Raw genomic sequence first — 20,210 nt, forward strand, 5'->3', positions numbered from 1 at the left:
TGGAGCAGCATCTGGAGCGCCTGGAGTCGGCCGTCGAGCAGATCTCGGGGTTCATCTATCCCAACGAGATCGAGCTCCATTGGGGGCTGCTGGTGGTGCTCTATCCGTACATTACCGGCTTGGTGGCGGGGGCCTTCATCCTGGCTTCGCTGGAGAAGGTCTTCAAGGTGAAGGAGCTCGAGCCTACCTACCGGCTGGCGTTGCTTACGGCCCTGGCCTTCCTACTGGTGGCGCCGTTGCCTCTCCTCGCCCATCTCGGTCACCCGGAGCGCTCGTTCGAGATCTTCCTCACCCCGCACTTCAAGTCGGCAATGGCCATGTTCGGGTTCGTGTATGCCTGGTATCTGATGCTCGTTTTGTTGTTGGAGATCTGGTTCGACTACCGAGCCGATCTGGTCAAGTGGGGGCGGAAGGCGGGAAGGTTCAAGAAGTTCCTCTACTGGGTGATCACGCTGGGCTCGCGGGATCTGTCGCCGGAGGCCGTCGAGTTCGACAAGAAGGCCGTGCACACGATCACCTTGATCGGCATCCCGTCTGCCTTCTTGCTGCACGGCTATGTCGGTTTCATCTTCGGATCGGTCAAGGCGAATCCGTGGTGGAGCAGCGTGCTGATGCCCATCGTGTTTCTGTTCTCGGCCATCGTGTCGGGGATTTCGTTGGTTCTCCTGATCTATTACGTGACGACGCTGTTTCGCCGCAAGCAGCCGGAGATGGCCTGTCTCGACAAACTGGCCTCCTTCCTGCTGTACGCGCTGATCGTGGATTTCTCGTTGGAGATCTTGGACTTTATTCATCGGCTGTACGAGTCGGAAGAGTCGATCGGGATCCTCTCGGAATTGATCGTCAGCAAGCTCTACCTCAGCTTGACAATCGTTCAGATTCTCATCGGTACTATCGCTCCGCTGCTCATCCTCGCCTATTCTCGTTTTTCACGGCTTCCGACCGAGCTCAAGCGGGTCGCCTACTTTATTGGCGCGTTGCTGGTGCAGGTCGGAATCTTCGGCACGCGCTGGAACGTAGTGATCGGAGGACAGCTCTTCTCGAAGAGCCTCCGCGGGTTGACCGTCTACAAGCTCGAGCTGGGGGGCATTGAGGGCCTGTTCACTTGCATCGGTCTTCTCATTCTGCCGTTCGTCATTCTCTACATCTTGATCAAGGTGCTGCCGCCGTGGGAGGAGGCTTCGCTCGCGCTCTCGGAAGACGCTGCGGTCTCGACCGCTAGCGCGGATTGACCTTGCGGACGTCAAGCTCCCGGAGCGAGAGCCCCAGCCGCTAGAGCATGCCCCGCCACGGGAAAGCGAGGGTTTCGAAAGCGGTCCTTCAGGGGCTTCGTTGCTCGGATTCGGCCTCTCGGGTTCGCTGAAGATACGCCAGCAGGTTGCGCAGATCCTCACCTGAGAGCTCGGGCCAGAGCTTGCCCTCGCCGAGGATCGCTTCCTTCATCACCGGCGCATGACTCCACAGGGCCGCGATGAAGGCGGCCGGCGACCGGCTCGCCGCGGTACCGGCGAGATCGGATCCTTGGTGCGCCGAGGCCGCGCCGCCGCCGTGACATTCGGCGCACGACCTGGCGGAAAAAGCATCTTCGCCGCGCACGGGGTCACCGGGCCGGTCGGCGAACGGCAGGAAGTAAAGGTACGCGATCAGGTCGGCCAGTTCGGCTGTCGAAAAACTCGGCCAGCCGACGCCACGGCTGAGCATCATCTCGCTCATCACCGAAGCGTGATTCCACATCAAGCCCGCGATCGTCTCCGCCGAGCGATGTAGGTCCGCGCGCGTCAGGTCAGGTCCGTCGCCGCCTCCAGTCGCATTCCTGCCGTGGCAAAGCGCGCAGCCTCTGCTTCGGAACAGTTCTCTGCCGTGATTTGGATTGCCCGGAGCCAGCAAGGTACGCTCCGCAGGCCCCTCGGCCGTGGCCTGGCGAAAGTAAGCGCTCAAATCAGCCAGATCCCCCTCACCGAAGCTTGGCACGGCCATGCCTGCCGTGCGGATGGTCTCGAACATCTCCGGGCCGTGGTTCCAGATCGCCTGGGCGACAAAGAGCGGGGAGGCGAAGCTCTCGAGCCCGTCCAAGTCTGGGCCCAAACCGCCTCGGCCGCCGAAGCCCGAGAGCTCGTGACATTCCTGGCAGCCTTGTACCCTGAAGGTGGCCCTTCCCGCTGTGGCATCGCCGGGCTGGCCCAGATACTCGATGAAGTAGAGGAAAGAGGTCAGTTCGACCACTTCCGTTTGCGACAGTTCGGGCCACGGGAGCTTGGCGTCCTCGAAGCTGACGCTCATCCCGGGAACGTGGTTCCACAGCGCCGCTCCGAGATCGAGAAGGCTGCCGCCGAAGGCCTCATGCCCGAGATCGGGCCCCACCCCAGGAGTGTTGCCGGCGATGCCGTGGCATTGAACGCAGTTCCGGTTTTCGAAGAGCAGCCGCCCTTCGAGTGGATCGTCAGGGAGCGCAGCACCGGAATCTGAAGGACTTGCTCCGACGAGTGCGAGAGCGCACAGCAGAACGAGCCAACCATCGGCACTCAGAAGCCTCATTCCGGGCCAGGTCCTTTTTCTTTCCTGTCGGTGCTATCGGCCGCCGAGGAGGCACCACGGCGCAATCCAACGAAGACATAGGTCAAGACCGACGCGCCAGTCAGAAACACGGGGATGGCGACGATCGAAATGCCGACCGACGCCGACGGTACGTCGTGCAAGGCTTGGGAGAGACGCATCAAATGGATGATCCAGACGCTGATCCCAACGACAAAGATCCAGATCGCGGCGACCGACGCGACTTGACACGCGACGATCCAGGGCGGTGTCTGCCGAAATTTGGTTTCGGTCACGCCGTCTCTCCTTTCGGCACCGGGTCCGGCAGGTAGCTCTCGACGCGCTCAGCGGTCTCAGCTACCGCTATCTCCTGGCCTTCTCGCAGCTCCCAGACCGAGATGAGCGGAAACAGCCGAGCGAAAAGGACGAACCCGAGGGCAAAGGTCGCGAGCCCGCCCACGAACATGGCCCACTCGACAAGACTGGGAACATAGAAGCCACTGGGGTAGGCCAGCCGGGGATTGGCCAGCGACGGCACCACGATATTGAGCCGCTCGAGCCACATGCCGATCACGATAGCAATCGACGCCACCATGATTCCGGGAATGGTTCGTGTGCGCCGGAAGCTCAGCAGAACCACAGGAATCAAGAAATTGCACACCACCATGCCCCAGAAGAGAGTGGCGTACGGTCCGGTGAACTTGTAGAAGAAGACTCGCATTTCGGCCGGCTCATTCCCGAAGAACGCGGTCAAGTACTCAGAAAAGGTGAAGTAGAACCAGAGCAGCGACATGACCAGCAGCAGCTTAGACAGGTGGGAGAAGTGAATCTCCTTCAAGTACCGTTCAAGGTGGAAGACCCTTCTCAGAACGATCATCAGGACCATCAAGGCGGCAATGCCGGAGAAGATCGCGCCGACCACGAAATAGGGACCAAAGATGGTCGAATGCCATCCCGGTTGCAGAGTCATGGCGAAAATGTAGGAGATGACCGTGTGCACCGAGACCGCGATCGGAATCACCAGGATCATCATGATGTTGACTGCGCGCTCCAACACTTCCCGCTGGCGCGGCGTGTTCTGCCAGTTCCAGGCCAGGAAGGAATAGAGCCAGCGCGGCCTCGCGCCGCGGTCGCGCAGCAAGGCGATGTCGGGAATCATGGGCATATAGAGATAAACGGTCGATGCCATGAAATAGGCGGAGATCGAGCTCACGTCCCAAAGCAGCGGGGATTGCAGGCGGCCTGCCGTGAAGATGTTGAGCATGCGATCCGGGCGACCGAGGTCCAGAACCGGGTGGAAGGCACCGATCGCGAGCACCACGACGGTAATCACTTCGGCCATACGTGTGATGGGGCGGCGCCACTCGGCGTTCGAGAGCCTCAGAATCGCCGAGATCAGCGTACCGGCGTGGCTGATGCCGATGAAGAACACGAAATTGACGATATAGAAACCCCATCCCACAGGCTGGTTAAGACCAGTCACGCCCAGGCCGCGCAGAATCTGGCGGCTGAAGAGAACCCAGCAGCCCAAGATGATCAGAATGAGCAAAGTCGTTACCACCCGAAAAGCGCTACCGGGCTGCTCGACCGAACGCAGCAGGGCGTCGATGTCTTGCTCGGAAAGATCGTGTGAGGTGCTTGGCCGTACTTTGGCGCGCTCGGAGCTCATTCCTGCTCCTCGAGGTAGAAGACCTTGGGCCTCGTGCCGAGGTCCTCGTGGGGCCGAAATGCGCGCGGACTGCGCGCCAAGGTGCTGACAGTGCTCTCGGGATCGTCCAGGTTTCCAAGCACGATGGCCCGCGCCGGGCAGCTCTCCGCGCAGGCGGGAACGACCTCGCCGTCGCGAAGCTCGCGGTCCTCGGCGCGAGCCTGCTCGCGGGCGTGATTCACGCGATGGTGACAGAAGGTGCATTTCTCGACCACGCCGTGCGAGCGAAACGAGACATCGGGGTTGGCCTTCCGCTTCAACTCGCCCGGCCATTCAGGCTCGTACCAATTGAAGACCTTGGCGTTGTAGGGACAGGCCGCCATGCAATAGCGGCAACCGATACAGCGGCTGTAGATCTGGCCGACGATACCCTCCTCGCTCAGATAGGTCGCGTGCACCGGACAGACCTTGACGCAAGGAGGATCGTCACACTGCACGCAGAGTGCGGGCTTGTAGCGCACCGCGGCGTGAGCCTCCGACCCCGAGACTTCGCGCAGTAAGCGAATCCAATGAAAGGCTCGACTCTGATCCGTCTCTTCGGGCCCGACAGCCGTCAGGTTGTTCTCCTGGTGGCACGCGGCCATGCAGTTTCCGCAACCGGTGCAACGGTCGAGGTCGATTGCCATGCCCCAGCGAGCCATCAGCCGTGACCTCCGGTGAGCGGCCGCACACCGCCACGCCCGCGCTTCTTGACCAGAGTCGCCCGCACCCGTGTCGAGACCGTGGCCAGCGCGCCGGAAACCGGATCGGGGACCGCCGCCAGGATCTCTGTCGGGTTGGCGCCGACATCGTCCGCCAAGCCGCCGAGGCCCCGCCTGCCCAGGCCGGAGGGCACATGAGCAACGCCCGCCACGGCACCCGGCTCGATCTTGACGACTGCTTCGACTGGCGGCTCGGGAGCAGCGGTCTCGGCTTGAAGCGTCACCCGATCGCCTTCTTCGAGATGGAGCTCATGCGCCGTTTCGGGTGCCAGCTCGACCCAGGTCTGCCATCCCGAGAGCACCGGATAGCCGTACATCTCGAGCAGCATCGGCGAAGCCACGCCCATGTCGCCGCGGCCGGTCATCGGTCGAAATGGCACCAACGTCAAGGCGTCGCTCGAACTGCCCGCGGCGGCAAACCTGGGCGGCTCGAAATGCGGCAGGCACGCTTCGTCGGCGCTGGCCTCGACCTCCAGGCCGAGGGCCTCGACACCCCGGCGCAGTGCTTGCTCGGGTGAGGACTCGCCCGCCAACCGCCCGATCTCATCCAGATGGCGCTCGAACGCCAGCGAAAAGAACTCATAGCGCCCGGTAGAGGTGCGAAACATCCGATTCCAGTCGCCCCGCGCCAGGACCGGATTCCACCAGCCGCCCTTGCGCGCCAAGCTCTGCCAAAATGCCTCCCGATCGCCGCTTTCCAGAAAACGCCAGCCCCGTTCTTCCAGAAAGTGGACCCAGGACTCCTCGAACGAGCCGGAGATGACCGAGCCCTGTCCGGAGGTTCGAAGTCCTTCGAGGCGCTTCTTGAGATAGACCTCGTAATTGGACCAGGGCAGTGTCGTTGCGAGTCTGCCTCCTACACGACGCGCCAGTTCGAGCAAGGCGTCACCCGGGTGGCGGCTGTCAAACAGCGGCGGCGTAACAGGCTGACTGACTCCTAGAACGCTGAACCCCACGCCTTCGGGCGTGATCGACTCCCGCCAGGTTTCGAGAGACAGGCTCGCAGGCAGCACGACATCGGCTGCTGCCGCGGTTTCGTCCCTGAATGAGGAGAATGCAACCACCAACGGGATGCGTTCGAGCGCCTTTCTCAGCTCGCCGCCGGCCGGGCTGTCGTAGACGGGGTTGGTGCCGGACACGAACAGCACCTCCAGATCTTCAGAACCGACCAGAGCTTCGACCGGATCGATGCCAAGACTGGTGGAGTCTGCGGCGGGGGTGAAGATGCCGGCGCGCTCTTCGCCTCCGTCTCCATTGATCGGTTCGGTCGGTGCGAGGGGCGCGAGCGGAACCGGCGACGGCAGTACGACTCCTCCCGGTCGGTCGAAAGCGCCGAGCAGCGCGTTGAGCGAATGGGCCGCCAGAGCGGTCGAAGTGGCATTGGTGCCCGAGACAGACTCGCCGCCACAGACCACTACTGGCCGCTCGGCGCGAGCGAGGCGTCTGGCAACACGGATGATGCCGCGCGGATCTGAGCTACTCAGTTGTGCCGCGCGATCCGGATAGTACTGCTCGAGCAAGAGCCGGCGGAACCCGAGCCGTCTCTTGCCGCGATCGTCGGTCCAGTCGTTGAAACCGAACGTATGCTCGTCGACGAACCGTCCATCGTAGCGCCCTTCGCGCACCAGAACGTGCGCGATGCCCAGGACCGCCGCGGCGTGAGTTCCGGGGGCGACAGCCAACCGCTCCTCCGCCTTGGTAGCGCTCGGTGAGAGCCGCGAGCCGATGTGAATCGAGCTCGCCCGGTTCGTCGGTTCTCGAGAGCCCACCATTGCGTTGATGGTGTGAAGCGGAGCCGCGCCGCCCTCGAACAAATCCAGCCCAACCGCCAGCACCAGATCGGAGTTGGCGAGATCGAATCCGGGAATTTGGTCTATTCCCTGGGCCAGCTTGTACACCAACGCCGCGTCGCCCGATCGGTGAGTGATGTTCGACGAGCCCAGCGCCCGGGTGAAGCGCCGAGCGAGATCCTGAAACAGTTGGCCCGGATCGCCGTTCAGAAAAGCGACCTTGTGCCCGTCGCCAGAGCTCTCGAGCTTGCCCAGGCGAGCGGCGATCTCGCTCAGCGCTTCGTCCCAGCCGGTCGGCTGGAAACTCCCGTCGGGTTGGCGGCGGAGCGGTCCCTGCAGCCGGTCGGGCGCGTAGAGAACTTCGAGGCCGGCCTGCCCGACCGGGCACAGACCACCGCGGTTGAGCGGATGCCTGCGATTGCCCTTGATTCCCACAGGCAGATCGTCCACCAGTCGGACGGTGATTCCGCACCCGCCCTCACAGAGGCCGCAGATCGTGTTGAGCTGGCGTTCGATTCCGGGCCCCCGAAGAGCCAGTTCGACCATCCGGTCAGGGACCAGAAAGCGCCCGCAGGAGCCCAGGGATACGGTGCCCACCGAACCGCCCAGAAGCTTCAGGAATTCGCGCCGCTCGAGAATCATCCCTTGTGATCTAGGTCGGTCGATGCCGGCCGCTCAATAGTGACAGTGGACACAGTCGTTCGATGCACCCGATTCCTCGTGACATTCGATGCAGTTGTCCATCGTCGGCCGCCAATGCGGCCGGCGAATGGGTTTCACCTGCTCGTTTACCGGCCCATGACAGACCTCGCACTCGATCGCGGCGATCGCGGCGTGCCGCCGGTGAGAAAAATAAACGTGCTCTGGAACGCGGTACACCTTGCGCCACGGAACCCGCTCGCCGGCCGCGATGTACTCCACCAGCTTCGCTTCTTCGGGAGATTCGGTCTGCGCCTCTTCGTGACAGTCGGCGCAGTTCTCTATGTTGGGTATGGTGGCGCGCTCGGAGGTCATCGCATAGAGATGGCAGTCCAAACACTCGAATCCGAGCTCCTCGACGTGGACGTTGTGATTGAAAGCGAGCGGTTGTCGAACGGGCAAACCGCCGTAAAGCGGCGACCTTGGAGACAGAGCTAACAGTCCCCCCGCTGCGACCAGCACGACGATCCCTGCAAGGGCGACTGTCCTCCGATTCACCATCGGTTGAAGGCAACCTTGTCACCGGTACCAGCGCAGGGCCTGGTCGCTACCGGTCGTGTTGTCATGCTCGGGTCTTACCCGCTACGGCGGGTCTTCGGAACCTTCAGTTTCTGATGCCACTTGGGCTGGCAAGAGGCTAGTCAAAATGCCTTTCGGTGGAAAATACCCGAGGGCACGGCCCCACTGGGCCGTTTGTAGGTGGTGCGACCCGCCTCTTTGGGTAGTGAACGGTCTGACTCCCAGAACCTGCCTGTAGCGGTTTCGGCCGTTGCTTGGGGCCCCGGTGATCGAGGGTGGCGCCCCTGTCAGAGGAGGGCTAGTGACAGTCGGCGCAAAGTGTGCGGTCGGCTTTGGCCGAGATCCGCGGCGCCGTGCCGTGGCAATCGCTGCAGCCGATCTCCATGTCGTCGACATGGGCGGCATGGCTGAAATCGCCGAACTCGACGGCGAAGGTCCGGTCGCGAACCGCGCTATGGCAGCTCATACAATCGCGGGCGTCGTCGCCGTGATGGCAGCTCATACAGTCGGACTGGTTCAGCCGGAGATGTTGTTCGCCGGTGGATTCACGTTCATCGTGGCTGCGGTGGCAGGTCTCGCAGTCCAGGCCCTGGCGCATGACGTGCCGCGTATGCGAGAACGACTTGCCCCAGACGTTGCGAGTCCGGGTTTCCGCCCCAGCGTGGCACTCCATGCACGGTGTCTCATAGGGCGGCGCAGGCCAGGGCGGCGAGAGCTCACTCCGTCCGATCAGTCCCCTGGCCTCGTTTTGCTGGCGGTGCACCGCCTGGAGAAGCGCGAGGCTGTACTTCACGTTGTGAATACCGCTGCCACGCTCGACGAGCTCGAGATTGTGTCTGGCGTCGGCGAGGACTGTCGACGTCTGCTTCCCCAGCAGCCTTGACGTAGCCTCCAGTTGGCGCCGGGCCGCTGCAGCTCTCTCGCGCACCGTGACCTTCCAGTCTTCGAAGAGCGTTCGGTAACGGGGTCCGTGACAACTCATGCAGGCTACATCCCCTGCGGTGCGCGTCCCGCCTTCGTGCTGCAGGTGGCAGCCCTCACAGCGCACTCCGGCCTGATACATCACGTCGGGCATGGGCGGCACACCCTTGCCGCCGATACCGGCATAGAGGCTGCGCTGGGGGGAGTGGCCGCCGCCGTGGCAGGCTTCGCACTCGGTCCGGACCGCCTCCATATGGCGAGGAGCCACGTGCTCGATCTCGAGGTGGCAGTTGGTGCACTCGACTTTGTGGTCCGTGACGTGAGTCTGGTGGAGCAGATCGCCCTCTTCGTAGCGTTCGAGTCGCTCGGGATCGTTGTGACAGGTGAGACATCGTTCGCGTGGAACACCGCCGGAGCTCGCCGCTGCCGGTGTATGACAGGACTCGCAGGCCATGCCGAAGCGGGCTACGTCTCCGTGATCGAATTGGAGACCGTTCGCGTCGACGGTGTGGTCCGGGGTCTGATGGCAGAGTGTGCACTCGGCCGTTCCGGTCCCGGGCTCCTGATTCTTGAAGTGGCAGAGGATGCAGGAGGTGCCGGTGACCGTGATGTGGCTTCCCTGGACGATCTGGGAATGACAGGAAGTGCAGCGCAGCCGCTTGCCGCGGCGAAGCTCGGTCAGGTGTGGTCCGTGGTCGAAGATCACGCTGCCGTAGAGCTCGCGCCCGACCAGCAGCCGTCGCTCATGGCACTCGAGACATGCGGCGTCATCGACTTCGGTCCAGGGATTGGTGCCGTAGGTACCGGTGAAGTAGCGAGTCACCATCGACAGAGCCTCGTACTTCTTGCGCAGCTCGGCGGTGATGCCGGGGGAGATGTGGCAATCCACGCAGGCGATGTCGGCGTGTGACGATGTCTTCCAGGACTGATAGTAGGGGTCCATGACGTGGCAGGAGCCGCAGAAGGCGGGCGTTCCGCTCGCCTCCATCGCGCCGTAGCTTGCGACCACAACGAGTCCGATGGTGAGTCCCACCACGTAGGCGGTGGCTCCGAACGCTCGGATCTTCATTCGTTCTCTTCGTCGTCGACGGCCACGAGCTTTCGCCGGTAACGCCAGAGAATGGCGACCGTCATCAGAAGATAGAACCAGAACACTGCCAGTGTGGCATGGGCTACCCGCCGATCGAGCCGCTTGTAGAGCTCGTGCTGGACTTCGCTGCCGAGACTCCGCGCCCGGCGCGTGACGCGCTCGACCGCGTCCAGAGAAACCGAATGAATCTGCGGAAAGGCTTCTGTCAGGAAGGTCTGTCCCTCCTCGATTCGGCCCAGGTGGTCCTCGACCGGCAAAGGAACGCGCTGTGCCCTCGCGACCAGGGCTTCGGCTTTGGCCAGCTCTTCTCTGGTGGTCTGGATCAGGCTACTGAATTTTCGGCCCAGAATCGCCTCGTCGGAACCTTCACCATGGCAATCGGCGCAGAGGGTCTCGATCTCGGCAACCTCGAACTGGCGAATAGCATGATTGGAGTGACAGGACGCGCACTCGGGCAGATCGGCGTCGAACATGGCCTGGTCATGCGGTCCGTCCAGGAAGGCCAGCCGGGTCTCCACGTGGCACGAGCCGCAGATCTTGTCGATGTCACCGACGCCGGGCGGCGCCGGTCCATGAGATCCGTGACAGCTCGTGCAGTCCGGCGCCGCCAGATTGCGATCCTCGAGCAGCACTCGGGCGTGGATGCTCGAGCGGTACTCTTCCACCACGCCGTGATCGATCCCGTATCGGGACATCAGGCTCTCGTCCGCATGACACCGAGAGCAGGTTGCGGTGACATTGGCCGCGCTGACCGGGCTCAAGGGGTCGGTCGCCTTGCGTACGTCGTGGAAACCGTGACAGTCGCTGCACACCGCGGCGCGCGCGTCACCGGCGGCGACCGCCTTGCCGTGCGGCGAGGTCAGATAGACGGCGTACTGGTCTATCGGCAGGTTGTATGGGCGCATCTGGGCGAGATCCGAGTGGCATTTCGCACAACTGGCCGGAGACTCGAGACGGTCGGTCAAGGGCCGAAAGCCGCTTCGATGCGCGGGTCCGACGTCCAACGACTCAGCGTTGCCACCGTGACATCTCGTGCAGGTGACGCCTTCGGCGCGATGCACGCTGGGGGCGAGCTCGACTCGACTTTCGGGATGACAGATGCCGCATTTCTCGTCGGCACCCTCGGCCGGCGCGGATGCCGCGGTCCACACAGCGAGGATTAAGACCGGGGCAAAGCTCGACTTCATGCCACACTCGCTCCATACAGGGTCAGCAGTACCCATGAGACCACAATGATCGCGGCCGCCGCCCAAACCAGCGGCCTCCGGCCTCCGGCTTCTTCGGGCCGCGGGCGGTGCAGGAACGGAAGGGCGACCGCGGCCACGGTCGCCATCAGCATGGCCAAGCCGACGATCCATCGGGGCAGGAATCCGGCGGTCATCTCGAGCAGGCCGAACGGGGCGAGTAGATACCAGGGGGGACCGATACCTGAAGGCGTCGAAAAGGGGTCCGCTTTGCTCTCGAACGGGAGCGGCGCGAGCACGGCGAAAGTCATCAGGACCCCGAGCAAGAGCACGAAGATGATCGCCAAGCTGGCGAGATGAGCACGAACGGCTCGCCGGCCGGGTATACTGGTCGTCTTCTCCTCACCGCTGAGTCCGATGCGCCTCACGGTCGAGAAATGGAAGTAGACGAGGGCGAGGGCCAGTAGGGGCAGCACCGCGATGTGAAGGATGTAGCTGCGTATAAGTGCTACATCAGAGATGAAAGAGCCTCCCGTGCCGATGAAGAAAAGCATCCCGTTGCTGATCACGGGCACCGTCGCCAGAACTTCGATCGCTCTCACCGTGGACCAGTAGGAGGAGGTCGTCCAAGGTAGGAACCTGCCGGTCAAGTCGGCGTGCAGAGAAACCAAGAGCAGGAGCACGCCGAAGACCCAGACCAGCTCTCGCGGCCGGCGATAGACCCGTTGAAGAAAGAAACGGACCAGTCGCAGGATCAAGACCGCGATCAACATCTGGGCGCCCCAGAAATGTGTCTGGTAGATCAAGGCTCCGAAATCGACGTCCCGGAGGATGGTCGCCACGCTGGCGTGCGCGCTTTGTGGAGTCGGCAGGTAGTACAGCGCGAGCAGGCCGCCGGTGAGGATCTCGACCGCCAGCAGAACCAGGACGACCAAACCGAGTACCCTGGGCCATCGACTGTAAGAAGGAACCGGCTTTTCCAGGGCCTCCTCGAGCGCTTCTGCGAGCGGCTTCCTCGGATCGAGCTCCGTGTAAAACAAACCGTAACTGGTGAGGAGAGAAAAGACCTCGGTCAGGTTGAGTCGGGTCGAGAGCCACCCGAGTAGCTTTTGTGTGGTCTGGCTCATGTCCGGTGCAGGTTGACGACCAGACGGCCCATCCTGGTCTCGACCACGTAGCGCTCGAGCGGTACCGGCGCCGGACCGGAGAGGACATTGCCATTCAGGTCGAAGGAGCCCGCGTGGCAAGGACAGTCCATGACGCGTCTTTCCGGATCCCAGTCGAGGACGCAGTGAAGATGAGTACAAACGGCCGACATACCCACATAGGCGTCTTCACCGGTACGAACGACCCATACCGGCTGACGGCCGTGCCGCACAAGACGGCCTTGGCCTATTGTCAGTGAGTCGGTCGTGCCCGCATCGAGGGTCGTCTCCCCCAGCCCCCGTCCACCCTTTGGCGGTTGGACGAAAGCCGCCGCGACCCAGGCGGCTCCGAGCGCCCAAAGAGACCCGAAACCTCTTACCAGCCAGACAAGGAATCGGCGCCTTTCCGGGGACTGACTACCTGAGGGCTGATTACTAGACATCCTCTGCATTCCTCCGATCGAAGCTTCCCGGAAGTGCCTCGATCATCACCGGTTCATCAGCGTTTGGCAAGCTCTCGACAGGGCAAACGAAAACCACCCGTTTGGGTGGGGAGAGCCGGAGTCTAGGGGCGGCGACTTGAGCGGAGTGTGGATCGTAGGATAATGCCGGTGAACGACGCATTCCCGCGTAAATGGATCGAAAGGAGTTGCCCGTGCGGAAGTTCGTTCTTGTCCTCGTGATGCTCGTCGGGATGGTGGGGCTTCTCGTCTCGGTCCCCGCTTCGGCCGAAGACGGCGAACACGCCTATATCGGCAGCAAGGGCTGCAAGAAGTGCCATCTGAAGCAGTACAAGTCCTGGGAACAGACGACGATGGCAACGACCTTCGAGGCGCTCAAGCCGGGTGAAAGGGCCGAGGCCAAGGCGGCGTCTGGATTCGAAGTCGACAAGGACTACACGACAGACCCCGAGTGCGTGAGGTGCCATGTGACGGGTTACGGGAAAGAGGGTGGCTTTGTCGATATCGAGACGACCCCCGAGCTCGCCGGCGTCGGCTGCGAGTCGTGCCACGGTCCGGGTGCGACCTACACTCAGGATCACCTGATGAGCCTAAAGAACAAGGAGTACAAAAAGGCCGAGGTCGTGGCGGCCGGAATGGTCGACACGATCTCTGCGGACCAGTGCGTGGGCTGTCACAGCGCCGAGAATCCGGCGGTTGGCGACGACTTCGTCTTCGATTTCGAAGCCAACAAGGACTCCGGAATCCACGAGCACTTCCCGCTCAAGTACTCGCACGAGTAGTTTTAGAAACCGATTCGCCGCATCACGGTGCGCGGCAAGTGCCGGATCACCAACATGATCCAGCGCCAGGCTCCGGGTGCATAGACCACGGGAGTGCCCCGGTCGATCGCCCGTAGCACACGGCGCGCTACGGCATTCGGCTCGCCGGCGAAAGGCGGCGGCTTGTGACCTGCGGTCATGCCGGTCTTGACGAAACCGGGCTTGACGCAGACGGTCACCAGGCCTTGGCGCCTGAACTTGTGGTCGAGTCCCTCGAGGTAAGTGCTGAGCCCGGCCTTGGCCGCGCCATAGAGGATCACGGGCTTTCTGCCGCGCTCGCCGGCGACCGAGCTGAAGACGCAGAGCGTACCGCCACCCCCTGTCAGCAGCCGGCGCCGGGCTTCTTCGCAAAACTCGATCGTGCGCACGAAATCGACCTCGAGAATCCGGCGCGTGGCTTCGGGGTCGTTCTCGAGCTCAGCCTGGGAGGCGAAGATGCCGGCCGTGACGACCACACAGTCGAAGCCTCCGAGCGTAGCGTCCGCTTCGGCGAGTGCCGGCCCCAGGCTCTGCGGTTGTTCGAGGTCGCAGATTCCGATTCCTATCTGAAGGCCCGAACCGGCGCGCACCTCGAGATCGCGGGCGGTCTTCGCCAGAACTTCCGAGTCGCGTCCGAGCAGGAAAAGACGATCACCACGCTCGGCCATCAGGCGGGCAAGAGCTCGCCCCATGCCTCGGGTGGAGCCCAGGATTACGACTCTCACGCGGGATCTCCCAGCAGTCGCACCGACTGCGCGCTGCGCAGACGCCCTTCCGGGTCCCACCTGCGGCGCACCGCTTGGAACTCTTCGAGCCGGCTCTCCATGGCTTGAAAGTGCTCGGCGCTCGAAAGCGCGTCTTTGGCCAGATAGATGCGACCACCGGCCTCGAGGACACGTTCGTTGAGCTCATTGACGATCTCTTGCGTACGGGCGCGCATCGGAAGATCGACCGCGATCGAGATCCCGGGCCGCGGGAAGGACAGCAAGCCCTCGCCTTCGGAACCGCAGTCCTTGATCACGCATAGAAACGAACCGAGGCCCCCGGCGGTCAGCGCCTCCAGATAGCGTTTGGTGGCGCCCGGGCGTTCCTTCTCGGGCAGCACGCACTGGTGCTGAGTGAATCCCCGTCTGCCGTAAATGAGATTCCAGCGCCGGACGACGTCGAGCGGGTGGAAGAAGCTCTCCGGGTGAGCGATGCCCCGTTTCGCGCGCCGGGGATGTTTGTGGAAGTAGAAGTTGTTGAACGCCCGCACGGAGAGTGAGTTCAGGACCCAGCCGGGGAAAGTGAAAGGCACCGACAGGCGACGCTTGGGTCGCGGCGGCCTGGCAGGCGCCTCGCTCGCCCCCGCCCAGCGACCACGTATCAGGATGCCACGGCCGAGATTGTCGCCCCGGACCAGCGCGTCCATCCAGCCCGCCGTGTAGGGCCAGCTCCGGGCGGCGTCCGCCAGGGCTTCGATGAAGGCGTCGATTCCGGTCACGCGCTCGCTCTCCGCCCAGATCCAGGGCGACGGAATTCGCTTCAGGGTGACCTCGACCTCCAGGATATGTCCGGTCAGACCCATGCCTCCCAGCGTCGCTCGGAAGAGGTCGTCGTTCTCCTTACGCGAGCAGCGAATCAGCGAATCGTCCGCCAGACGAAGCAGCATTTCGTTGATGTGGTTCCCTATGGTTCCGTCGATGTGATGGTTCTTGCCGTGAATATCGGCGCCGACGGCGCCTCCGAGTGTCACGAACTGAGTACCGGGGAGAACCGGGAAGCTCCAGTTGCGGGGCAAGAAGACGCGCTGGATCTCTTCGATCGATAGACCGGCCTCGGCGCGAAGCACGCCGGTGCTCGAGTCGAAGGACAGGATACGGTCCGCCAGAGCGCAGCCCGGAATTTGATGAGTGCCGGGAGGCGGTAGCGCGGAGTCACCGTAGGATCTTCCGAGGCCTCGCGTCAGCACGGCACCGCGAGTGATTGAGGGTAGGTCGTCGCTGCGTATCTCGATCCCCGCAGCCCGAGTGCCACCCCACCCCTGTAAGGTCTCGTCGCTCGTTTGCATTGCGTTTGGCGTCTCAGCAGCTCGAGCAGGCCTGGTGCCGAAAGTCCTGTTGGAGAGCTCTGAGCTCGCTCTGGAGTGCCTTGAAGACCTTCTTGAGCCGTTTCAGTTGGGCGCGTTTGACGATCCATGCCTCGCTGCCCGACTCGAGCGCCTTGAGTGCTTTTCGTGTTTTCTTCACCTGCCGCTTGGCCGCTTTGAAGTCCGGCTGAAGCCGGGCGACCTCGGCCTTGATCTCGCTGCAGGCGGTTCGGTCCAGGCACTGCGCCGCGGCCGGGGTCGGGTTCGCGAGCAGCATGCCGGCGGTAGCGAGTGTTGCGGCAACCGCGAGTGCGGCAAGCGAGCGTCGACTCATTAAAGCTCCCCTTCCAGGACTGCTTTGAATCCTACCGGACCGGTGTGACAATGGGCAACCGCCGGGCGGCGGCCGCCCGGTTCGCGGGAACGCCGACTCAACCGCCCAGGCTCGTGTCCTCGAGGCCCCCGAACAGCAGCGCATTGAAGAGCAGCTTGAAGGTCCGGTGCGGTTGAGCTCGATGCTGGGCTCGGAATCCGATCAGCACCACTCGCCCCCGTCCGACCGTGTACTCGACGACGGCAGCCTTGCGCTCGAGGTGCTCGGCGCCCCTTATGTACCCGGAGATCGGGATGTCGTCACGGTGGTCGGGATAGCGTGCAACCACGCGGCGGTCGAAGCGGGCGTCCGGCACCGAGGTGCTGAAAGCCGGCGAGTCCGCGAAATAGGCCGCTTCTCGCCGGCGCATGCCGTATCCGATCGGATGCAGCACATCAACGTGAATGCTCAGGTGGGCTCCGGGCGCCGAAACTGCGGTTTTCTCGAGGGCGCTTCGCACCGGCAGATCGAACAGATCAATGGCAAACTCGGTCGACGAGTCGAGGGCGACAAGAGTGCCGCCACCTTGGACCCATTCCTTGATCTTGTCCTTGCCTTCGCTTTCGATGCCGCCGGCGTAATCGCCGGGGAGCGGAGAGAAGAAGCCGCGAGCGTTCGTGGAGGCCGGCTCGCCTTTCTCCAGGATCGACTTGCTGATGTCCGGAAGGAGCAGGACGTCGGTCCTCTTCGTGAATCCGCCGCTCTTGATGTCCTGGTTGGAGAGCGTCATATGGGGAAACTCGTAGCGCTCGAGGAGAAAGCGCGTCCAGCCCTCGTCCATCGACGCGATCCAGGGTTTGAACAGACCGACGCGCTGGCGACCGACGCGGTAGGCGGACCCCCTGGGGACGGCTTCAACGGTGCCCACCGGCAAGTGGAGGTCGCGCGCCAGGTTGGCCAGGTCTTCGTGTGCAACCCCGTCCGCGGGTATGAAGATATCCCCGACCACGCCGCCGGCGGGTAGAGACGCACCCTCCCGCAGCCAGTAGAGAGATCTGTTGTCTTCGAGCAGCCGATTCATGGCTGTGAAAGCCGAGTCGGCCGCGTGAGAGATCAAATAGCCGCCCGACTCCGATGCCGGCTCGACCCTGGAATCGGGCCATCTCGGCTCAGTGAGTCCAACGAAGCTTCCCGACACCGGCTCGTCGCTCTCGATGACGTTGACGCCCATCGAGATCGGCAGCGACCAGGAGGTGACGTCGTAGGGCGGCAGAATCGGTCCGTCGAGGTAGGGACGAATCTCGGGGTAACGCTGCGCTCGGAGCATCGAGAGAAGAAACGCCCGGTAGGCCTGCGCCGCGGGGATTACCTGAGTGCCTGCCGGGTAGGTTGTCCTGCCAACGGTGAAGTCCGTTTCTGCCACCTGCACCCGGACGCCGTGTCGCAGCAGCAAATCGACCAGAAGCGACGCCGCCACCGGGTCGTGCTGCTCGGGCCCGACAATCCAGGCGTACGGCGGACGTTCGATTCCGGCCTCGACCGCTTCGCGAGCCATGCGATGGAAATTGCGCAGGATCTCTTCGCGGTACTGCGAACAGGACTCGACCAAGGCCCAGGTCGCGATCAATTCGTACTCGACGATGTCGCGCAGCCGCCACCAACCACCGGGCCATGGCGACGGGAAGTTGGCCCGGCGCTTGTACTCGGGCAGACCCTTGCTGCCGCCGCGGAGCTCTCCCGGGTCTATGTAGATGGGCGTTGCGATGCGCGCGCTGGCCACTTCGGTCAGGAGCCCCGTGACGTTTTTCCACCAAGCCGTGTTCCGGGTTCCTCCCGGCCAGTAGCTGTCGTAGATCATGTTGTGACCGACGCCGAGCTTTCCGGCCTCCTCGAGGCGATACGACATGTTGGTTCCGATCAGATCCGCCTGCCGAAAGATCAATGAGTGGATCTCTTCAGCGAGGGGGTCGGTCTGTGGCGGCACGAACATGCGCACACTGGTCGAGCCCATCTGGTGCTCATCGACGAAGACCTGTGGAAACCAACGGTGGTACAGGACATCGTTGACGACCTGGGTCTCCTTCTGGGTCAGCATGTAGAAATCGCGGTTGTTGTCGTGGCCGACGTAGTGTTGGTAGAGCCAGGGCATCCGGCCGCCTTCGTACTCCGTCCCCAGGTTCTTTTCGTACCAATCGACGATCATTACCTGGCCGTCGGGATTGATCGAAGGCATGAGCAGGAGGATGACGTCCTCCATCCAGCCGACTCGGTCGGGATCTCGAGTGGTGGCGAAATCGTGGACGAACTCCATCGCCATCTGAGTACAGCCGACCTCGGTCGAATGAATCGTGCAGGTAACGAGTGCCAGCACCTTGCCGTCCTCAAGAAGCTGCCCGGCTTCTCCGGATTCGAGCGGATCGCCCAACGCGAGCCGGCGAGAGATAGCGCGATGATGCTCGAGCTGCTCCTGGTTCGAGGGCGAGGTCAGCACGACGGCCCACATTTCGTTGCCCAGCGTGGATTCGCCCAGCTTGTCGATCGACACCCGGTCCGAGTCGGTGGCTAGCTTCTCGAGGTACTCGAGCACCTTGGGGTAGGGTGCGAGCTCGCGATCGGCGCCCACTCGATGTCCCAGGAACTCTTCCGGGGACGCGATCTCGGAGACGGCGACCTGTGAGAATGCAAGAGATGCGAAGACAAGGCACAGCCAGCGAAGCATGTCGATCCTCTGAAAGAGGTTGCGAGAGCCTGATTTCGGGCCGCGAAAGGCTACCATGGACTGCTGGCGCTGCTCGGAGGTGGCCGGCTTCTTGCTTAGTCCGAGGTTCGATGGGAAACCGGGCCGCGACCCTCCTCATGTCCCTCTTTTTGTGCCTCGGTGCGGTCAGCGTACGGGCGGAGAGCCGAGACTCTTCGTTTCCTGAGCAATTCGACTACCGGTGGACCCTCGCCGGCTTCAAGGGTGTGGTGGCTCGTCTGTTCATCCCCGGTCAGGGTCAAGGACGTCTCACGACCGATCTGGCAAGCGCGGATGGATCGCTGGATCACCTGATAACCGAGCTTCATATCTCGTCGCGCGACGGCCAGCGGGATGAGTTCTGGCTCTATGGCGCCGAGATCGACGCTGCTGAGAAGCGCACGGTCCGGGCCTGGTCCGCGCAACGCTTCCGCGGTAAGTCCAAGCGCAGGGAGCGAGAGGCCGAGGGCATCGACGCCCTCGATCTGGCGTCTTCGATCTACTACCTCCGGCGCGAACTTCCAGACCGGCCGCGCGAAGAGACGATTTGGTCCAGCGGACGGCTCAACCCGGTCATCATACGGCCCGGTCCTCGAGGTAGGGCGGAATGGAACGGCCGGCAGATCTCCACACGTTCCTATGCGATTCGTGGCCTGCGCAAGCCGGGTCGGCCGGCCTGGGGCGGCAAGCTGGATCTGGTTCTGACCGACGACGAAAGGGCCGTGCCGCTCGAGATCACGGTTGTTCGCAAGGGGATGCGGGTGCGTCTCGAGCTGGTTGACCCGGCCCGGTAAGCGGCGGCGCGAGCCGTGTAGACTAGCGCTTCGTTTGCGAAGGAGGTCGATTGCGATGATGAAGACGAGCTGGAGACAACTGGTTTTAGGTATGGCGGTGCTCTCGGTTGTGGCCGTTGGCTGCGCGAAGAAGCAAGAGGCGCCGGCGCAGGAACCCGCCGCGGCGACGATGGAAGAGCCCGTTGCCGTCGAATCCATGACGGCTCTCGCGAGGCTCGAACCGCGGTCCGATACGACGGCGTCGGGAATGGTGATGTTCTCGCAAGACGGAGATACCGTCGCGATCACCGCGCATATCGAGGGCGCGCCTCCCGGAACGCATGGTCTCCACATTCACGAGGTCGGCGACTGCAGTTCGGACAACTTCAAGTCCGCCGGGGGCCACTTCAATCCGACCGATGCGCCCCACGGGGGTCCCGGTGACGCCGAGCGGCATGCCGGCGATCTCGGTAACATCGAGATCGGCGAGGACGGATCCGGCCATCTCGAGTTGACATCGGACCTGATTACCCTCGGCGAGGGCGAGAACTCCATTGTCGGTCGGGGCGTGATTCTGCATGAGAAGGCCGACGATCTCGTGTCGCAGCCGACCGGAGCGGCGGGTTCGCGGCTCGCGTGCGGTGTCGTTGCCCTTGGTGGAGAGGGCTGATCCGGGTCAGCCGGGTCGACTCCCCGAGCCGCAGGTCTCGTGTGACGGGCAGGTGGGCCCTCGCCTCCCTGGCCGCTCTGTATCTCGCGCTCGCTTCGT

At 63.2% G+C, this 20,210-nt stretch carries 18 protein-coding genes; 4 read left to right on the forward strand and 14 right to left on the reverse strand.

From position 1 onward, the window contains the following. Positions 1-11: 11 nt before the first annotated feature. Entirely contained in the window at positions 12-1,232 is a 1,221-nt protein-coding gene (gene nrfD, locus GY769_14795; GenBank protein MCP4203188.1) for a polysulfide reductase NrfD, read from the forward strand. 88 nt (positions 1,233-1,320) lie between these two features. Here the strand turns inward: nrfD (GY769_14795) and GY769_14800 are convergent, their stop codons facing one another. From GY769_14800 to GY769_14845, 10 genes are all read right to left on the reverse strand, one after another. After that, complete coding sequence (locus tag GY769_14800) at positions 1,321-2,535, reverse strand: c-type cytochrome (protein MCP4203189.1); 1,215 nt, start codon at positions 2,533-2,535, stop codon at positions 1,321-1,323. Beyond that, positions 2,532-2,828, reverse strand: a complete 297-nt coding sequence (locus GY769_14805) for a hypothetical protein (protein ID MCP4203190.1) — start codon at positions 2,826-2,828, stop codon at positions 2,532-2,534. The genes GY769_14800 and GY769_14805 overlap by 4 nt, the downstream gene beginning before the upstream one ends. Continuing rightward, on the reverse strand, positions 2,825-4,201 hold the full coding sequence (nrfD, locus tag GY769_14810) for a polysulfide reductase NrfD (protein MCP4203191.1): 1,377 nt from the start codon (positions 4,199-4,201) through the stop codon (positions 2,825-2,827). The genes GY769_14805 and nrfD (GY769_14810) overlap by 4 nt, the downstream gene beginning before the upstream one ends. After that, positions 4,198-4,881, reverse strand: a complete 684-nt coding sequence (locus GY769_14815; protein ID MCP4203192.1) for a 4Fe-4S dicluster domain-containing protein — start codon at positions 4,879-4,881, stop codon at positions 4,198-4,200. The genes nrfD (GY769_14810) and GY769_14815 overlap by 4 nt, the downstream gene beginning before the upstream one ends. Continuing rightward, the gene (locus GY769_14820; GenBank protein MCP4203193.1) at positions 4,881-7,373 is read right to left on the reverse strand and encodes a molybdopterin-dependent oxidoreductase; all 2,493 of its coding nucleotides are present in this window, start codon (positions 7,371-7,373) and stop codon (positions 4,881-4,883) included. The genes GY769_14815 and GY769_14820 overlap by 1 nt, the downstream gene beginning before the upstream one ends. Positions 7,374-7,406: 33 nt before the next feature. Continuing rightward, positions 7,407-7,832, reverse strand: a complete 426-nt coding sequence (locus GY769_14825) for a cytochrome c3 family protein (protein ID MCP4203194.1) — start codon at positions 7,830-7,832, stop codon at positions 7,407-7,409. Between the two features lie 415 nt (positions 7,833-8,247). Continuing rightward, positions 8,248-9,939 (reverse strand): hypothetical protein, encoded by a 1,692-nt coding sequence (locus GY769_14830; GenBank protein MCP4203195.1) that lies wholly within the window; start codon positions 9,937-9,939, stop codon positions 8,248-8,250. Then, entirely contained in the window at positions 9,936-11,147 is a 1,212-nt protein-coding gene (locus GY769_14835; GenBank protein ID MCP4203196.1) for a hypothetical protein, read from the reverse strand. Before GY769_14835 ends, GY769_14830 begins: the two co-directional genes overlap by 4 nt. Continuing rightward, positions 11,144-12,271, reverse strand: a complete 1,128-nt coding sequence (locus GY769_14840) for a cytochrome bc complex cytochrome b subunit (GenBank protein MCP4203197.1) — start codon at positions 12,269-12,271, stop codon at positions 11,144-11,146. Before GY769_14840 ends, GY769_14835 begins: the two co-directional genes overlap by 4 nt. After that, positions 12,268-12,732 carry a Rieske (2Fe-2S) protein gene (locus tag GY769_14845; GenBank protein ID MCP4203198.1) on the reverse strand — a complete coding sequence of 155 codons (465 nt, stop codon included), beginning with the start codon at positions 12,730-12,732 and terminating at the stop codon, positions 12,268-12,270. Before GY769_14845 ends, GY769_14840 begins: the two co-directional genes overlap by 4 nt. A 212-nt stretch (positions 12,733-12,944) precedes the next feature. Between GY769_14845 and GY769_14850 the strand changes: the two genes are divergently transcribed. Then, on the forward strand, positions 12,945-13,532 hold the full coding sequence (locus GY769_14850) for a hypothetical protein (protein MCP4203199.1): 588 nt from the start codon (positions 12,945-12,947) through the stop codon (positions 13,530-13,532). A 2-nt stretch (positions 13,533-13,534) separates the two neighbouring features. Here the strand turns inward: GY769_14850 and GY769_14855 are convergent, their stop codons facing one another. The 4 genes from GY769_14855 to GY769_14870 form a co-directional block, all read right to left on the reverse strand. Further along, positions 13,535-14,275, reverse strand: a complete 741-nt coding sequence (locus tag GY769_14855; protein MCP4203200.1) for an SDR family NAD(P)-dependent oxidoreductase — start codon at positions 14,273-14,275, stop codon at positions 13,535-13,537. Beyond that, positions 14,272-15,600 (reverse strand): FAD-binding oxidoreductase, encoded by a 1,329-nt coding sequence (locus GY769_14860; GenBank protein ID MCP4203201.1) that lies wholly within the window; start codon positions 15,598-15,600, stop codon positions 14,272-14,274. Before GY769_14860 ends, GY769_14855 begins: the two co-directional genes overlap by 4 nt. 13 nt (positions 15,601-15,613) lie before the next feature. After that, the gene (locus GY769_14865) at positions 15,614-15,952 is read right to left on the reverse strand and encodes a hypothetical protein (GenBank protein ID MCP4203202.1); all 339 of its coding nucleotides are present in this window, start codon (positions 15,950-15,952) and stop codon (positions 15,614-15,616) included. 97 nt (positions 15,953-16,049) lie between these two features. Beyond that, positions 16,050-18,650 carry a hypothetical protein gene (locus GY769_14870; protein MCP4203203.1) on the reverse strand — a complete coding sequence of 867 codons (2,601 nt, stop codon included), beginning with the start codon at positions 18,648-18,650 and terminating at the stop codon, positions 16,050-16,052. A 110-nt stretch (positions 18,651-18,760) separates the two neighbouring features. Here GY769_14870 and GY769_14875 point away from each other — a divergent pair, with 110 nt between their 5' ends. After that, the gene (locus GY769_14875; GenBank protein MCP4203204.1) at positions 18,761-19,462 is read left to right on the forward strand and encodes a hypothetical protein; all 702 of its coding nucleotides are present in this window, start codon (positions 18,761-18,763) and stop codon (positions 19,460-19,462) included. A gap of 169 nt (positions 19,463-19,631) precedes the next feature. Then, complete coding sequence (locus GY769_14880; protein MCP4203205.1) at positions 19,632-20,111, forward strand: superoxide dismutase family protein; 480 nt, start codon at positions 19,632-19,634, stop codon at positions 20,109-20,111. Positions 20,112-20,210: the final 99 nt, after the last annotated feature.

It is taken from the genome of bacterium, assembly GCA_024224155.1.
Classification (GTDB): domain Bacteria; phylum Acidobacteriota; class Thermoanaerobaculia; order Multivoradales; family JAHEKO01; genus CALZIK01.

Coding starts and splice junctions, on each gene's coding strand:
- GY769_14815 (MCP4203192.1), bottom strand. CDS start 4,881: ATGGCTCGCTGGGGCATGGCAATCGACCTCGACCGTTGCACCGGTTGC.
- GY769_14860 (MCP4203201.1), bottom strand. CDS start 15,600: ATGCAAACGAGCGACGAGACCTTACAGGGGTGGGGTGGCACTCGGGCT.
- nrfD (MCP4203191.1), bottom strand. CDS start 4,201: ATGAGCTCCGAGCGCGCCAAAGTACGGCCAAGCACCTCACACGATCTT.
- GY769_14830 (MCP4203195.1), bottom strand. CDS start 9,939: ATGAAGATCCGAGCGTTCGGAGCCACCGCCTACGTGGTGGGACTCACC.
- GY769_14800 (MCP4203189.1), bottom strand. CDS start 2,535: ATGAGGCTTCTGAGTGCCGATGGTTGGCTCGTTCTGCTGTGCGCTCTC.
- GY769_14845 (MCP4203198.1), bottom strand. CDS start 12,732: ATGTCTAGTAATCAGCCCTCAGGTAGTCAGTCCCCGGAAAGGCGCCGA.
- GY769_14875 (MCP4203204.1), top strand. CDS start 18,761: ATGGGAAACCGGGCCGCGACCCTCCTCATGTCCCTCTTTTTGTGCCTC.
- GY769_14835 (MCP4203196.1), bottom strand. CDS start 11,147: ATGAAGTCGAGCTTTGCCCCGGTCTTAATCCTCGCTGTGTGGACCGCG.
- GY769_14865 (MCP4203202.1), bottom strand. CDS start 15,952: ATGAGTCGACGCTCGCTTGCCGCACTCGCGGTTGCCGCAACACTCGCT.
- GY769_14880 (MCP4203205.1), top strand. CDS start 19,632: ATGGAAGAGCCCGTTGCCGTCGAATCCATGACGGCTCTCGCGAGGCTC.
- GY769_14870 (MCP4203203.1), bottom strand. CDS start 18,650: ATGCTTCGCTGGCTGTGCCTTGTCTTCGCATCTCTTGCATTCTCACAG.
- GY769_14820 (MCP4203193.1), bottom strand. CDS start 7,373: ATGATTCTCGAGCGGCGCGAATTCCTGAAGCTTCTGGGCGGTTCGGTG.
- GY769_14840 (MCP4203197.1), bottom strand. CDS start 12,271: ATGAGCCAGACCACACAAAAGCTACTCGGGTGGCTCTCGACCCGACTC.